Source organism: Rhizobium sullae, from assembly GCF_025200715.1.
GTDB lineage: Bacteria > Pseudomonadota > Alphaproteobacteria > Rhizobiales > Rhizobiaceae > Rhizobium > Rhizobium sullae.
The window spans coordinates 2,339,686-2,354,189 of record NZ_CP104143.1 but is presented as its reverse complement, the minus strand read 5'-3'; the positions used below and the strand labels follow the sequence as shown (position 1 = coordinate 2,354,189).

The window sequence follows — 14,504 nt, the reverse complement described above, 5'->3', positions numbered from 1 at the left end:
CGCTGACGATGTCGGAACGACAAATGGCGACACGTCCTTGTAACAACCTGATGGAAAACAGGTTTTGCTCAACAGGAGGAATGCTGAAATGATTGCTGATGCAAAACACGAACTCGTTCTCGTGCGTGAATTCGATGCCCCGCGCGAAAAGATCTTCAGGGCGTGGACCGATCCGGAACTCATGAAGGAATGGTTCGTCCCGCGCCCCTGGACGGTGTCCAAGGTCGAGAGCGACGTCCGCCCGGGCGGTTCGAGTCTTGTCGTGATGCGCAGTCCGGAAGGTCAGGAATTTCCAAACCACGGCGTCTATCTGGAAGTCGTCGAAAACGCGAAGATCGTCCTGACAGACGCCTATATCAGCGCCTGGGTTCCATCCGAAAAACCTTTTATGACCGCGGTGGTGCTTCTCGAAGACCTCGGCAACGGCCGGACCAAGTACACGGCCAAAGCGCTGCACTGGCGGGCCGAAGACAAGGAAGAGCATGAAAAGATGGGCTTCCACGAAGGCTGGGGCAAAGCTGCCGATCAGCTTGCCGAGCTTTTGACCCGCATCTGATAGTTTTGGCAGTTCATGCGGGTGCTGAAGCGGTTTCATCTTGATTCCGCCGGCGCCCGCAATCCTTTGATTTTGGATTCGGATTGGCAGTTCCTTATATATGTAGCAGCGGCGCGAAGAAGGCGGCTGCAAAAGGGCCGGTCTTCATCACCGATCGCGCAAGCCTTCGCATGTTCTGTTGACGATCGAGGAATATACCAAACTTGCCGGAAAAGGTGCGAGCATTGCCGAGCTTTTTTATTCTCCTGGCGCGGATGAGTTCGAGTTCGAGCCGCCGAGAATTGACGATTTTGGGCTGAAGTCCGTCGATTTCTCCTGATGTATCTTATCGACACGAACGTCCTGTCGGAATTCCGCAAGCTGCTCACCGGCAAGGCAGATTCTGTCTTTGCCGAATGGTTTTCGACGGTATCTTCCGAGCGTCTCTATGTTTCGGTCGTGGCGCTTTTCGAGATCGGGAACGGGATATTGAGGCTGGAGCGGCGCGATGCGCATCAAGCTTCGATCTTGCGGAATTGGTTCGTCCAAGCAAGGACGCAGATGCAAGGCCGTATTATCGACATCGACCAGGGGATTGCGCTGCGCTGTGCCGCATTGCACGTGCCCGCTCGACGCGGGATGCGTTTATCGGTGCGACGGCGATCGTGCGCAATCTGACGCTCTTGACCCGCAATACCCGCGACTTCCAGGGGATGGGCGTCGAGATCATCAATCCCTGGGAGCGGCGACCCTAAGTCACCCATCAATTTCATCGAACGGTCCGTTCCAGAATTTCCGGTTGCCCTCCGCTGCCCGTCTTCTTATCTCCATGGGCACATTCAACAGGATGCCGAGCATGGAACTGGGTCTTTATACCTTCGCCGACGTCAATCCGAACCTTGAGCGCAGCAAGGGTGCCGAAGGAGCCGAGCGGCTCAAGCATCTCATCGAGGAGATCGAGCTTGCCGACCAGGTGGGGCTCGATGTGTTCGGGCTCGGCGAACATCACCGGCCCGATTATGCCGTTTCCGCGCCTGCGGTGGCGCTGGCTGCGGCGGCGGTGAAGACCAAGAATATCCGGCTGACCAGCGCGGTGACGGTGCTTTCCTCAGATGATCCAGTTCGTGTGTTCCAGCAGTTTGCAACGCTCGATCTGATTTCCAACGGCCGGGCCGAGATCATGGCGGGGCGTGGCTCGTTCATCGAATCCTTTCCGCTCTTCGGCTACAACCTCGAAGATTACGACCAGCTTTTCGAAGAGAAGCTCGATCTGCTGATGGCGCTCCGCGAAGGCGAGACCATCACATGGCAGGGCGAGCTGCGCGCGCCGGTCAACGGCCGCGGTGTCTATCCGCGCCCGCTGCAGGATCCGCTGCCGCTCTGGATCGCTGTCGGCGGGACGCCGCAATCCGTGGCGCGCGCCGGTGCGCTCGGCCTTCCGGTGGCGCTTGCCATCATCGGCGGTGAGCCGCGCCGTTTTGCGCCGCTCTTCGATCTCTACCGCGAGGCAGCGCGCCGGTCCGGACAGGATCAGGCGAAGCTGAAGACCAGTATCAACGTCCATGGCTTCATCGCCGATACGACGGATGCGGCAGCCGACCAATTCTACGGTCCGCAGGCGGAGGTCATGAACCGCATCGGCCGCGAGCGCGGCTGGGGACCGACGAGCCGGGCGCATTTCGACATGTCGCGCGGGCCTTCCGGCGCCCTCTTCGTCGGAGACCCGGAGGCGGTGGCCGAAAAGATCGTCGCACATCACAAGATATTCAGGAACGACCGTTTCCTGCTGCAGATGGCGATCGGCCTCATGCCGCATGAGCAGGTCATGCGGGGCATCGAGCTCTACGGTACGAAAGTGGCCCCGCTTGTCAGAAAGGCATTGACTGACGCGGGCGAAGGGGCGAAAGCCACGGCCTGAACCCGCGATGGCCTGCGCCTTGCGGCAGGCCGGAAAAAATTATGGTAATCGAAAACGACGACGAACTGGTAAAGCTCAAGGAGATCGGCCGCATCTGCGCCAACGCCATTCAGGTGATGGCGGCAGCAGTCGAGCCCGGCATGACAACGCTGGAGCTCGATCAGATCGGCCGCAGGGCGCTGGAAGATGCGGGCGCGCGTTCAGCGCCGGAATTCTGCTACCAGTTTCCGGGTGCGACCTGCATCAGCGTCAACGAGGAAATCGCCCACGGCATTCCGGGAGCGCGTGTGATCCGCCCGGGCGATCTCATCAACATCGATGTCTCGGCCGAAAAGGACGGTTTCTTCGCCGATACCGGCGCCTCCTTCACCGTGCCGCCGGTCAAGCCAAAGATCGAGAGGCTCTGCCGCGACGGCAAGCGGGCGCTCTGGGTAGGTCTCAACCAAGTGAGGGCCGGCGAGCCGCTGGCGAAGATCGGCAAGGCCGTCGGTGCCTTCGCGGTGAAGAACCGCTATACGCTGGTCGCCAATCTCGCAAGCCACGGCGTCGGCCGCTCGTTGCACGAAGAGCCCGCCGAGCTTTCCACTTGGCCCGATCCTTCCGAGAAGCGGATGATGACCGAGGGCCTCGTCTTTACCGTCGAGCCTTTCCTGTCGCTCGGCGCGACATGGGCCGAAGGCGGCGACGACGCCTGGACGCTCTACGCCGATCCGCAGGCGCCTACCGTGCAGTTCGAGCATACGGTCGTGGCGACGCGGAACGGGCCACTGATTTTGACGCTGCCGGATGGCGGGGTCTAGCGGCAATTCTCGCGACATAGCGTTACCCCCTCACCGACGAAATCTAGGCCTTGGCCGGCGGCCAAGGACAAGAGTTCGTACCCTCTCCTACAAAGGGAGAGGAAGCAATTTCGGCCTTTAGCATTTAGCCGCAGGCTAAGTGCTGGAAATTGCAGGTGAGGGGATCAGTGGGAGCCTGCCTCACCCTCACGTCTGCGGCTTGCCACCTTGCAGAATTTCCGTTGCGGCGCGTTCCAGGATGCCGGCGATGCGGGCGGCTTCGGCCTTTGACCATGGATAGCGCATCCTGAGTGCGGCGCGCAGCAGCGTACGGGCGGCGCGGATGTCGCCATTGTCGCGCATCAACTCTTCCTCGTCCTCGGCGTCGCGATGGCGGCCGTGGTGGTCCGGATCGAACATGCGGTTGACGAAAGCCATCTTCTCGCCGATGCGTTCGAGCTTGTTCAGCGTGTGCTGGATCATCGCGCGGTTCTCCTCGACCTTCTGTCTGCCGTGTTCGGTGATCTTGTAGAGCTTCTTGGTGCCTTCGTTCTCGACTTCGGCCAACTCGGTCTCTTCCAGATAGGTCAGTGCCGGATAGATGACGCCGGGGCTTGGAACGTAGAAACCGCCCGAGCGCTCCTCCAGGGTCTTGATCAGCTCGTAGCCGTGACGCGGACGCTCGTCGAGCAGCGCCAGCAGCACCAGTTGAAGATCAGCGGCCGAAAACTTGCGACCCATTCCCATCCGCATCGCTTCGCCGAACATGCCGCTACCTCTGAAACCTCTCATGGCCTGCTCCTTTATCGTTAGTCATATCCAGAAATATATCGTAAAATATATGTCGTAAGATATATCGTGCAAGAGGGGCGTCAAGGATTTGTGGAATTGATCGATCGATCAGATTTTCTCGTTTGTCCCTGCCATTGTGCAGCGCGATAAAGCGAGCATGTTGGCACGCGGCGATACTGAACCAGCGAACCTCTTGCGGACGGCCCTTGCCGGCATGATCGCGATGTCGGCGGCGATGGGGTTCGGGCGGTTTTCCTATACGCCCATCCTGCCCGGAATGATGAGCGGCGTGCCGCTTTCGGCGGCCGATGCCGGGTTTATCGCCTCGGCCAATTTTGCAGGATACCTCGCGGGCGCCGTGCTTGCTGCTTACAGCTGGGCGACGGGTCGCGAACGCAAGGTCGCACTGTTGGCACTTCTGGCGAATGCTGTGCTGCTCGCGGCCATGGCCGCGACCGATTCTGTTGCCGCCTTTGCGGTCATCCGCTTTCTGGCCGGACTAGCGAGCGCCTTTGCGATGATCTTCACCTCGTCGATCGTCTTGAGTCATGGTGCTGCGGCAGGCAACGACCACGTTCAGGCGGCGCATTTCGGCGGCCCGGGTGCTGGCATTGCGCTTTCTTCGGTCATGGTGATGCTGATTGGCCTCATCTTTACCGGTGCCTCGGGCTGGCAAGCCGACTGGATCGGCGGTGCGGTCTTTTCGGCAATCAGCCTCGCCGCCGTCTGGCTTCTGCTGCCATCGGCTCCGGTGCGTGCGGGCAATTCCGGCAAGGAGCCGCCGATCGCCTGGAGGCCGCCGGTGGCTCTGCTGACGCTGTCCTACGGCATCTTCGGTTTCGGCTACGTGATCACCGCGACTTTCCTCGTTGCCATCGCGCGCATGGATGCGGCGGGGCAGATGGTTGAATTCCTCTGCTGGTTCATCGCCGGACTGACGGCAGCTGTTGCGCTTTTTGCGTGGCGGCCGCTGGTCTATCCGCTTGGCCTCGGCTGGGTCTATGTCACCGCCCTTCTCATAGAGGCGCTCGGCGTTCTCGCGACCGTGATGCTGCCGCATTCGCTGGCGCCGCTGATCGGCGGGGCTCTCTTCGGCGCGACCTTCCTCGCCATCACCGCCTACGGGCTTCAGATCGGCCGCAAGCTGGCGCCGGAAAGCGCGCGCCGCATCTTCGCAACGATGACCGCCGCGTTCGGTCTCGGCCAGATCGTCGGCCCCGTCGTCGCCGGCTGGATCGCCGAGCAAACGGGCAGCTTCATCCTGCCGACCTATATCGCCGCTGCAGCCCTCATCCTATGCGCCGCGCTCGTGCTGCCGGTGATCAAGAAACTGGGATAAGCCGTTACAAATGCGTAACAATGGGCCAAACCCATTGCTGCCTTCTTCGAACTGCCATAGTTTCCGGCACAATCAGTCAGCTGATACTCCCAAGATTCCAGTTCAGGAAAGCAACGTCACCCGTGTTTGTATCGTATTTCCCCAAGCCGAAACTCTTCTTCACCTCAGCTGTGGTTTGGGCGCTTCTCGCCGTTCTGCTCTGGTATTTTGGCGGCTCCCGCCTAGGCGCTGTCATTGGCTTGGCACCGCTGCCGCCCGGGCAGGAGGCCCCGATCGGGGTTTCAGTGTTCTGGTCGACGCCGTTCCTGTGGTTCTATATCTACTACATCGTCGCGGTCGCGCTCTTTGCGGGCTTCTGGTTCGCCTACAGCCCCCATCGTTGGCAGATGTGGTCCGTGCTCGGCTCGGCGCTGATCATCTTCAATACCTACTTTTCGGTTCAAGTCAGTGTGGCAGTTAATGCCTGGTATGGCCCTTTTTACAACTTGATACAGAAGGCACTGACCACAGTCGGATCCGTTCCGGCCTCAGAGTTCTATTTTGGCATGCTGGGCTTTGCCGGCATCGCCTTTGTAGCGATTACTGTCGGCGTGCTGAACCTGTTCTTCGTAAGCCACTGGATATTCCGCTGGCGCACAGCGATGAATGGATACTACATGGCACACTGGCCGAAGCTCCGCCATATCGAAGGTGCCTCCCAGCGCGTTCAGGAAGACACGATGCGCTTCTCCACTACGATGGAAAGCCTCGGCGTCAACCTCGTCAGCTCTGTCATGACGCTGATCGCCTTCTTGCCGGTGCTCTTCAAGATCGGTGCAAGCATCACCGAACTGCCGCTGATCGGCGAGGTGCCGCATGCGCTCGTGTGGGCGGCTATCTTCTGGTCGATCTTCGGCACAGTGTTCCTCGGCCTAGTCGGTATCAAGCTGCCGGGACTGGAATTTCGCAACCAGCGCGTTGAGGCGTCTTATCGAAAAGAACTCGTCTACGGCGAGGACCATGCCGATCGCGCCGCGCCTCCGACTGTCGCTGAGCTCTTCGCCAACGTCCGCCGGAACTACTTCCGCCTCTATTTCCACTACATGTATTTCAACGTCGCCCGCATCTTCTACCTGCAGGCAGACAACCTCTTCAGCCTGATCGTGCTCATTCCCTCGATTGTCGCCGGCAAGCTGACGCTCGGCCTGATGACACAGATCAACAACGTATTCGATCAGGTGCGCGGCTCGTTCCAGTATCTCGTCAATTCGTGGACGACGATCGTTGAGTTGCTGTCGATCTATAAGCGCCTGCGGACGTTTGAATCGGCGATTGAGGGCGAACCGCTGCCGGAAATCGACCAACGCTATCTGGAGCGTGAAGCAGGCGTCGTTCACGCCGACGGTTGAGGCATGGTATGCGGATTTTATTTCCGCTAACTCGAACGTTCCGGTTTGCGGCGCCCCCGTCATCCGGCACCTTCTCCCGAGGGGAGAAGGGCCTCGTGGCGGCGGCGTTTGCGCCACTCGAAAGGTGGAATGATTGTGGTGGCGCTGATCAATGGTGAGGGCAGTGATAAAGTTGGCGGGCGTGCCACTTTCACCTTCTCCCCAGCGGGGAGAAGGTGCCCGAAGGGCGGATGAGGGGGCCGCCTGGTATGAGTTTCAATGGACGCGTGGAAGCGACCTCATAGCCCCGAAGTCTCCTGTTCCCTCAGCGTCCCGCGTGCTTCGATCATCGGGATCGCTTCCGCGTAGCTGACGCAAGCCACATCGGCGCGGCGGCAGACGTCGCTCACCAGGCGGTCGAGCGCGCGCCAATAGGCGCCACCGTTCATTTCCACGAAGTGGAAGCCGAGCTGGAGGGGAATGCGGTCGCCCGCATATTGCCTATCGAAAGCGTGCCTGAAGGCCGCGTAGGCGCGCTCCTCGAAAACCTTGCTGCCGGTCTTGTCTTCTTCGCCCTTAGAATGGCGGACGAAGAGATTGTAGTCCATGCCGATCACCGGTTTTTCATTCGGGCCTTCTGGGATCAGCGGCAGGCCGAAGCGGATCACGCCGTGTTCGACGACGGGCATCGCCGGACCTTTGGTCACCAAGCTGGCGTCATAGGAAAAGCCCGCCTTCTTCTCCGCGGCGATCATGTCGGCGCCCGGTGTTGCGGAAAGATACGGTGCGCGAAACCCCTTGATGCCGTGCTCGACCAAGCCCTGCCAGCCCTGCGGCTCTTCAAGACCGACGCTTTTCCAGGCGTTTTTCAGCGTCGCGTTGAAGGTCGCGTATTCGGCGGACCAATCGGCCTCGCTCCATTGGCGGCCGTCGAAATGGCCGCAGGCGTGGCTCGAAATATCGTGGCCTTCGAGGTGCGCATGCCAGATATTGCCGAGCCGCTCGCGGATTTCCTCGTCGCTCTGCGCAAAGCCGACATTGGACTTTCCGCGTTTTTGGTGAGGGGCTTGGTAGGCTTTCTTCGTGGCTTGATTCATCAGAAAGGTACAGGAGAGAAAATAGGTGAAGTGCGCGCCGTTCCTTGCCGCCATCTCGCGGCTCTTCTGCCACAGCGCGTTGTCATGGGCGCCGTCGAAGGAAACGATCACGAGCTGCTTCGGCGGCTGATCGGCTGCCTGGGCGGGGAGGGAAGCGACAAGGCAAAGGGCCAGCGAGGCAGGAAAAATGGAATGAAACATGGACACCGCGACAATTTGTTTGCGGCTTTCCTGTTACAGAATTGCGGCGAAGCTGCGGTGGCACTGGCATTTTCCGGTGGCTGCCGCTAATCCTCGGGAAACGGACAGGAGACGCGCTATGGCATTGCTCATCGTCGGCATCATACTTTTTCTCGGTCTCCATCTGGTGCGCGTCGTCGCGCCCGGCTTTCGTCAGTCGATGATCGCAAGCTTGGGCGAGCGCCGCTGGAAGGCCGGTTATGCGATCGCGAGCCTTCTTTCGCTGATCCTGCTGATCTACGGTTTCGGCCAGGCGCGGCAGGTCACCGGCTTGCTTTATGCGCCGCCGGTCTGGATGGCGCATATCGCCGTGACGCTGATGCTGATTGCGCTCATCTGTCTTGCCGCCTCGCTGCTGCCGGCGGGGCACATTGCGGTTCGGACCAAGCATCCGATGGTGCTCTCGGTGAAGATCTGGGCTTTCTCGCATCTGCTGGCCAACGGCGAGACCTCGTCGGTGCTGCTGTTTGCGGCCTTTCTCGCCTGGGGCGTCGTCCTCCGCATCGCCCTGAAGCGGCGCGAGCGGGCGGGCGAGTTGAAGCTGCGGCCCTTCGTCTCGGCGAAGTACGATCTCTACGCCGCCGTCATCGGCGTGGTCGCTTGGGCGCTGGTCACCTTCAGGCTGCACGAATGGCTGATCGGCGTTTCGCCGCTCGCCGTGTGACGAATCTTTGCGATCCCCCTTACAAGTGCCGCAAAATGGAGTAGAAGGCCCCACAATATGCGGCAACGCATGCAATGGGCTTATCCGTGCCGGAGACGAGAATGGCATTCAACGACGACAGCTTCATCCGTGAAGTCAACGAGGAACTCCGTTCCGACCAGATGAAGGGCGCCTGGCGCCGTTTCGGCCGCTATGTCATCGCCGTCGCCGTTCTGATCGTGGTCGGCACGGCAGGCAAAGTTGCCTTTGACTACTGGGACGACAACCGCTCGTCCGGCACCGGCGATCAGTTTCTGGCGGCGATGAAGCTTGCCGACGAGAACAAGAGCGACGAGGCGCTTGCCGCGCTCGCCACGCTCGAAAAGGAAGGACATGGCGCCTATCCGGTTCTCGCCCGCATGCGCGCAGCCTCGGTCCAGGCGCAGAATGGCGACAATACCGCGGCTATCGCCGCCTTCGAAGCGATCGGCAAGGACCAGTCCGTGCCGGAAGCTGTCCGCGATGCTGCCAAGATGCGTGCCGGCTGGCTGCTGATCGAAAACGGTACTTACGAGCAGGTTTCCGCCGCCGTCGAGGAAATGGCCATTCCGGCGAATGCCTTCCGTCACTCGGCCCGCGAAGCGCTCGGTCTTGCCGCCTACAAGGCCGGCAACATGGCGCAAGCCCGCCAGTGGTATCAGGCGATCGCCGACGATGCCGCAAGCCCGCGCAACATTGCAAACCGCGCCCAGATCATGCTTGATAACATCACCGCATCCGGCAAGGCGCCCGCCGCACAGGGCTGAATCTAAGGATTTCTAATGAGCTTTACGGTCGCGATCGTCGGTCGCCCGAATGTCGGCAAGTCGACGCTTTTCAACCGTCTGGTTGGGAAGAAACTGGCGCTTGTCGACGATACGCCCGGCGTCACCCGCGACCGCCGGCCGGGCGATGCGCGGCTGATGGACCTCAAGTTCACGATCGTCGACACCGCCGGCCTCGAAGAGGCCGATGCCGAAAGCCTGCTGGGGCGCATGCGCGCCCAGACGGAAGCGGCAATCGACGAGGCCGATCTGTCTCTCTTCGTCGTCGACGCCAAGACCGGTCTGACGCCGGTCGATACCGCCTTGGCCGAGATGCTGCGCCGCCGCGGCAAGCCCGTCGTCCTCGTTGCCAACAAGGCCGAAGCGAAGGGCTCCGACAGTGGCTTCTACGACGCCTATACGCTCGGTCTTGGGGAGCCGACGCCGATCTCGGCCGAGCACGGACAGGGCATGCTCGACCTGCGCGACGCGATCGTCGCAGCACTCGGCAAGGAGCGCGCTTATCCGCCAAAGGAGGACGTCGCCGTTACCGACGTCGACGTGCGGCCGTCGGAGGTCGAGGGCGAGGAAGACGAAGAGCCCGCCTACGACGATACAAAGCCGCTGCGCGTCGCGATCGTCGGCCGGCCGAATGCCGGCAAGTCGACGCTCATCAACCGCTTCCTCGGCGAGGACCGGCTGCTGACCGGGCCGGAAGCGGGCATCACGCGCGATTCCATCTCCGTCGAGTGGGACTGGCGCGGCCGCACCATCAAGATGTTCGATACCGCTGGCATGCGCCGCAAGGCGAGGGTGATCGAGAAGCTGGAAAAGCTCTCCGTAGCTGATGCGCTGCGCGCCATCCGTTTCGCCGAGCTCGTCGTCATCGTCTTTGATGCGACGATCCCCTTCGAGAAGCAGGATCTGCACCTTGTCGATCTGGTGCTGCGCGAAGGCCGCGCTGCCGTGCTCGCCTTCAACAAATGGGACATGATCGAGGACACGCAGGCCGTTCTCTCCGATCTGCGCGAAAAGACCGAGCGGCTGCTGCCGCAGGCGCGCGGCATCCGCGCCGTGCCCATTTCCGGCCAGACGGGCCGAGGGCTCGACAAGCTGATGCAGGCGATCATCGATACCGACAAGATATGGAACAAGCGCATTTCGACGGCGAGGCTCAACCGCTGGCTGGAGCAGGCGCAGGTGCAGCATCCGCCGCCGGCCGTTTCCGGCCGCCGCATCAAGCTGAAATACATGACGCAGGTTAAGGCCCGCCCGCCGGCCTTCATGATTTCCTGCACGCGTTCAGACGCTCTGCCGGAATCCTATACGCGCTATTTGATCAATGGTCTGCGCGAAGATTTCGACATGCCGAGCGTGCCGATCCGCATCCATTACCGCTCGCCGGACAATCCGTACGAGTCGAAGAAAAAGCGGTAGCCGCCTTTCACTCCTGTTCGGGATATGCGCCGCCGCACGGCGCGCTGAAAAGCTGGAGCTGCCACATGGCCGCTCCAGCAATGACCCTACGAAACCTTGGCGCTCCTAGTCGAGGAACGCCGCGCGCAGCCGATGGAGCACGCCGCGCTTTCCTTCAGCAAAGAAGGAGCGGATTTGCCGGGCAGCGGTTGCAGCGTTCACCGTAGCGCCGAAGTGGCAGTAGCAGATGACCTTATGCAACTCCCTGTCGGTCAACTCGAAGAAACGCTTTGCCTCGCCATAGGTGTCGTTTTCCATCCCGGCTGCACGCAGCACAGGATCCTTGAACGCGACGGAGATCGGCGAATTGTCGGCGCGCATGATGTCGCGCCCTGCTTCCGGCTGATATTCTGTCTGGTGCAGCGTCGAGAGGTGCCGGTTTGGGAACTGCTCGAGAACTTCTGCCCAGCGCTGCAGGCGCTCGCTGCGCGACATCGGCCGGCGTGGCTGATCCGGGTTGACGTTTGCGACGGTCCGCAGTTGGTCAAGTGCTTGATATTTCATTTTAGCCTCCGATTCAGACGATGGCTGCTCCGCCCCCTTGCTCATTTGCCCTGAGATAAGATTGACTCTTGCGGGCGCGGAAGTCCAATCACGATGCTCATCGAGGCGGCTTTTTGCGTCATTGGCAGCGTTTTCGGGCGCTTTGGTGCTGGAGAGCCGGGTACGTGGGTTGCCGGTGAATTGTAGGCGACCGATAAGCGCGAGAAGCAGTCACTGCCCGCCATTGATCCCCGCAGTCGAAGCAGTGTTCCGGCGGGCTAACAGCACATTCGCTCTTCTAGGCTGTCACACTCCTGTTCAACGCCTCGCCAAGAGCCACGGTCTCGGCCTGCAAGCGCGAGACCGGCGGCGTCCCGGCCGGTGGCGCCGGCGACGCAATTGGGGATCGCGGCGGCTTTTTCCTTCAGCCTGATCCTTCGCCGCTCCGGCGGACGATAACGACGCGTCCGTCTTCCTTGCAGCGCTCTCGGCGAACATAGCCGGTGGCCTCGAGGCACCTCAGCAGGGGTGGGCGTGCTCGGTTTCAGGAAGAGCTTTTCGCCAAGACTGCCGACAGCCTGGCCGTCTCTTGAAGGCCATCAGCAAAACCGCGACCGTCCACAGCGCCATCACGCTTGCCGACCGCATAATCAGGTCAAGCGCTCGACTTCATCGGGCCGACGGCATCGCTGGCCTTTCTGCTTTTGGGCAAGGTCTTGGCATATTGCCAGGCCTTCTTCCATTTCGGCGTAATGACGCCGTTGGCGGCGCGGATGTTGTTGATGAATTGCTGCGTCGCTGCTTCCCAGGAGTATTGCAGTGCAAGGTCCCGTGCCTTCTCGCGTGAGGCGGACAATGCGCCGAGGCAGGCCGTCTGCAAGTCTTCGTCCAAGGCTCCGACCTCGCCATTCTCGCCGATGATATCGAGCGGGCCGGTGACGGGGTAGGCGGCAACGGGAACGCCGCAGGCGAGCGCTTCCAGGATCGTGTTGCCGAAGGTGTCGGTCAGTGACGGGAAGACGAAGACATCGGCTTGCGCGTAGATCCTGGCAAGCTCTTCGCTGAATTTCAGGCCGGTGAACAGCACGTCCGGATAGCGTTTTTCCAGCTCCGCGCGGGCAGGGCCGTCACCGACCACAACCTTGGAGCCGGGCAGGTCGAGATCGAGGAAGGCGGGCAGGTTCTTTTCCAGCGCCACACGTCCGACCGTCATGAAGATGGGGCGCGGCAGGCCGAAGGGCTTTTCCTCCAGCTCCATAGGGCGGAATTGCGCGGCGTCGATGCCGCGGCTCCAGGGCATCAGGTTGCGGATGCCCTTTTCCGACAGTTCGCGTGCAAGGCTCGGCGTTGCCACCATGCAGCCGGCGCCGGAATTGTGGAACCACCTCACGAATGCATAGAGCCAGCTCTTCGGCACCGGCAGGCGGGCCGAGACATATTCCGGGAAGCGCGTGTGGTAGCTGGTGGAGAACGACATGCGATTCCTGAGACACCAGCGCCGCGCCGTCAGCCCGAGCGGGCCTTCGGTGGCGATATGCACATAGGATGGCTTGTGTTTTTCGATCTCGCGGGCGACCCGGCGGTAATTGGCGATCGAGAGGCGAATTTCCGGATAGGTCGGGCAGGGGAAGCTGCTGAAACGCTCGGGCGTCACCATGGACACAGCGACCCCAAGGTTCGCAAGCTCGCGGTTGGTGTTCTCGATCGAGCGGACAACGCCGTTTACCTGCGGATGCCAGGCGTCGGTGACGATCACCAGCCTCTCCGGCACGCTTCCAAGCGCGGCATTGGGGCAGCTCTCGCCGCTATGGCTGTTCGACGAATGTTGCAGCATTTCCCGTTTTCCATCCACGCCGCGCCGTACCGGACGGCAGCGGACAACCCCAGGCGGGCGTGAGGAACGTGATTCCCGCATGCCCTATTTTGAGGCCTCTCCATGATGGATTTATTACAGGCGGATTTCGGCTGGCGATCGATGCACGATTGCCACACCCGGGGCTACAGTCCGAGCTTGTCCTTCGCGACCAGCGCACCATGTTCGCTGACGACGCGCGCGGCAACCTTCGCTGCGAAATGGGCGCTGGCGACCGGATCCTTCGTCTCGAGATATTTGGCCAGGAATGAGCCGTTGAAGCTGTCGCCGGCGCTGGTGGTGTCGACAACCTCCTTGACCTTTTCGGCCGGCACGAAGTTCTGCTGGCCGGCGAAGTTCAGCGTAACGCCTTCTGCGCCGTTCTTGATCGCGACGTTCGGCGCGCCGAGCGCGCGGTAGCGGTGGACCGTGGCTTCGATGGAGTCGTCGCCGAAATGCAAGGCCTCGTCTTCGAAACTCGGCATGACGAGAGAGGAGGAGCGGGCGCCTTCGCTGATCGTCGTGTGCATGACGTCATAGCTCGCCCAGAGGCGCGGGCGGATGTTCGGATCGAAGACGACGAACTTTCCCGCGGCCTTGGCGCGGCGGGTTTCGGCCAGCAGCGTGTCGGCATCTTCGCGCGGCAAGATGGCGAGCGTGATGCCCGAGAAATAGACGACGTCCGAGCCTTCGATCGCCTCGCGCAACCGATCGGGATCGGCGGCGAGCTGCCGGGCGGCGGAGTTCTCGCGCCAGTAGCTGAAGAAGCGCTCGCCATTCCTGAGGTTGATCAAGTAAAGGCCAGGCGCCTTGCCCTTGATGCGGCGAATGAGCTTTGTGCCGATGCCAGCTTCCTCGAAGAAGGCGATCATCTCGTCCGACATGGGGTCATCGCCGAGCGCGGTGAAATAGTCGACGCTCCAGGCCGGCTGCATGCAGGCGCGGGCATACCAGGCGGTGTTCAGCGTATCGCCGGCGAAGCCTTTTCTCAGCAGGCCGCCGCCTGCCTGCGAAAGCTCCACCATGCACTCTCCGATCGATAAGAACCGTCCGCTCAAAACTGCCTCCCGAAAATTTCCTTCGTTTGCTGATAACGCGGAGAGGCGCTGGGAGGCAAGCGTCGGTATGGCTGGTTCCGGCACGTTTGCCGGGCGGCGGCCGCAAGAAAGTCTGCTTCGCT

At 61.3% G+C, this 14,504-nt stretch carries 14 protein-coding genes; 9 read left to right on the top strand and 5 right to left on the bottom strand.

Translation table 11 applies throughout. From position 1 onward, the window contains the following. The first annotated feature begins 88 nt into the window (after positions 1-88). The 4 genes from N2599_RS12040 (at position 89) to map (ending at position 3,253) form a co-directional block, all read left to right on the top strand. Positions 89-556, top strand: a complete 468-nt coding sequence (locus N2599_RS12040) for an SRPBCC family protein (RefSeq protein ID WP_027508280.1) — start codon at positions 89-91, stop codon at positions 554-556. A gap of 318 nt (positions 557-874) precedes the next feature. Beyond that, complete coding sequence (locus tag N2599_RS12030) at positions 875-1,213, top strand: PIN domain-containing protein (RefSeq protein WP_244915043.1); 339 nt, start codon at positions 875-877, stop codon at positions 1,211-1,213. Positions 1,214-1,391: 178 nt separating this feature from the next. After that, complete coding sequence (locus N2599_RS12025) at positions 1,392-2,453, top strand: LLM class flavin-dependent oxidoreductase (protein WP_027508281.1); 1,062 nt, start codon at positions 1,392-1,394, stop codon at positions 2,451-2,453. Positions 2,454-2,494: 41 nt separating this feature from the next. After that, the gene (gene map / locus N2599_RS12020) at positions 2,495-3,253 is read left to right on the top strand and encodes a type I methionyl aminopeptidase (RefSeq protein ID WP_027508282.1); all 759 of its coding nucleotides are present in this window, start codon (positions 2,495-2,497) and stop codon (positions 3,251-3,253) included. A gap of 186 nt (positions 3,254-3,439) precedes the next feature. Here map and N2599_RS12015 read toward each other — a convergent pair whose 3' ends face one another. After that, a complete protein-coding gene (locus N2599_RS12015) occupies positions 3,440-4,024 on the bottom strand; it encodes a PadR family transcriptional regulator (protein WP_027508283.1) in 585 nt (194 codons plus the stop codon). Between the two features lie 157 nt (positions 4,025-4,181). Between N2599_RS12015 and N2599_RS12010 the strand changes: the two genes are divergently transcribed. Further along, positions 4,182-5,363 carry a YbfB/YjiJ family MFS transporter gene (locus N2599_RS12010; RefSeq protein WP_027508284.1) on the top strand — a complete coding sequence of 394 codons (1,182 nt, stop codon included), beginning with the start codon at positions 4,182-4,184 and terminating at the stop codon, positions 5,361-5,363. A gap of 122 nt (positions 5,364-5,485) precedes the next feature. Continuing rightward, positions 5,486-6,751, top strand: coding sequence for a bacteroid development protein BacA (bacA, locus tag N2599_RS12005; RefSeq protein WP_027508285.1), 1,266 nt, complete (start codon positions 5,486-5,488; stop codon positions 6,749-6,751). 278 nt (positions 6,752-7,029) lie between these two features. Here the strand turns inward: bacA and N2599_RS12000 are convergent, their stop codons facing one another. After that, positions 7,030-8,028 carry a polysaccharide deacetylase family protein gene (locus N2599_RS12000; RefSeq protein WP_027508286.1) on the bottom strand — a complete coding sequence of 333 codons (999 nt, stop codon included), beginning with the start codon at positions 8,026-8,028 and terminating at the stop codon, positions 7,030-7,032. Positions 8,029-8,146: 118 nt separating this feature from the next. Between N2599_RS12000 and N2599_RS11995 the strand changes: the two genes are divergently transcribed. The 3 genes from N2599_RS11995 to der all read left to right on the top strand — a co-directional run bounded on the left by N2599_RS11995 (position 8,147) and on the right by der (position 10,950). Next, positions 8,147-8,731, top strand: a complete 585-nt coding sequence (locus N2599_RS11995) for an NnrU family protein (RefSeq protein ID WP_027508287.1) — start codon at positions 8,147-8,149, stop codon at positions 8,729-8,731. A gap of 101 nt (positions 8,732-8,832) precedes the next feature. Next, positions 8,833-9,516 carry a tetratricopeptide repeat protein gene (locus N2599_RS11990; RefSeq protein ID WP_027508288.1) on the top strand — a complete coding sequence of 228 codons (684 nt, stop codon included), beginning with the start codon at positions 8,833-8,835 and terminating at the stop codon, positions 9,514-9,516. Between the two features lie 15 nt (positions 9,517-9,531). Continuing rightward, positions 9,532-10,950 carry a ribosome biogenesis GTPase Der gene (der, locus tag N2599_RS11985; protein WP_027508289.1) on the top strand — a complete coding sequence of 473 codons (1,419 nt, stop codon included), beginning with the start codon at positions 9,532-9,534 and terminating at the stop codon, positions 10,948-10,950. A gap of 105 nt (positions 10,951-11,055) precedes the next feature. Here der and N2599_RS11980 read toward each other — a convergent pair whose 3' ends face one another. From N2599_RS11980 to N2599_RS11965, 3 genes are all read right to left on the bottom strand, one after another. Further along, the gene (locus N2599_RS11980; protein WP_027508290.1) at positions 11,056-11,493 is read right to left on the bottom strand and encodes a hypothetical protein; all 438 of its coding nucleotides are present in this window, start codon (positions 11,491-11,493) and stop codon (positions 11,056-11,058) included. Between the two features lie 634 nt (positions 11,494-12,127). Next, positions 12,128-13,306, bottom strand: coding sequence for a glycosyltransferase family 4 protein (locus N2599_RS11970; RefSeq protein ID WP_027508291.1), 1,179 nt, complete (start codon positions 13,304-13,306; stop codon positions 12,128-12,130). Between the two features lie 164 nt (positions 13,307-13,470). Continuing rightward, positions 13,471-14,382: a sugar kinase gene (locus N2599_RS11965; protein ID WP_027508292.1), complete on the bottom strand. Its 912-nt coding sequence runs from the start codon at positions 14,380-14,382 to the stop codon at positions 13,471-13,473. Positions 14,383-14,504 lie beyond the last annotated feature (122 nt).

Excerpts from the sequence above, each read along its gene's own strand:
- N2599_RS12040 (WP_027508280.1), top strand. The coding sequence starts at position 89 with ATGATTGCTGATGCAAAACACGAACTCGTTCTCGTGCGTGAATTCGAT.
- N2599_RS12030 (WP_244915043.1), top strand. The coding sequence starts at position 875 with ATGTATCTTATCGACACGAACGTCCTGTCGGAATTCCGCAAGCTGCTC.
- N2599_RS12025 (WP_027508281.1), top strand. The coding sequence starts at position 1,392 with ATGGAACTGGGTCTTTATACCTTCGCCGACGTCAATCCGAACCTTGAG.
- map (WP_027508282.1), top strand. The coding sequence starts at position 2,495 with ATGGTAATCGAAAACGACGACGAACTGGTAAAGCTCAAGGAGATCGGC.
- N2599_RS12015 (WP_027508283.1), bottom strand. The coding sequence starts at position 4,024 with ATGAGAGGTTTCAGAGGTAGCGGCATGTTCGGCGAAGCGATGCGGATG.
- N2599_RS12010 (WP_027508284.1), top strand. The coding sequence starts at position 4,182 with ATGTTGGCACGCGGCGATACTGAACCAGCGAACCTCTTGCGGACGGCC.
- N2599_RS12000 (WP_027508286.1), bottom strand. The coding sequence starts at position 8,028 with ATGTTTCATTCCATTTTTCCTGCCTCGCTGGCCCTTTGCCTTGTCGCT.
- N2599_RS11995 (WP_027508287.1), top strand. The coding sequence starts at position 8,147 with ATGGCATTGCTCATCGTCGGCATCATACTTTTTCTCGGTCTCCATCTG.
- N2599_RS11990 (WP_027508288.1), top strand. The coding sequence starts at position 8,833 with ATGGCATTCAACGACGACAGCTTCATCCGTGAAGTCAACGAGGAACTC.
- der (WP_027508289.1), top strand. The coding sequence starts at position 9,532 with ATGAGCTTTACGGTCGCGATCGTCGGTCGCCCGAATGTCGGCAAGTCG.
- N2599_RS11980 (WP_027508290.1), bottom strand. The coding sequence starts at position 11,493 with ATGAAATATCAAGCACTTGACCAACTGCGGACCGTCGCAAACGTCAAC.
- N2599_RS11970 (WP_027508291.1), bottom strand. The coding sequence starts at position 13,306 with ATGCTGCAACATTCGTCGAACAGCCATAGCGGCGAGAGCTGCCCCAAT.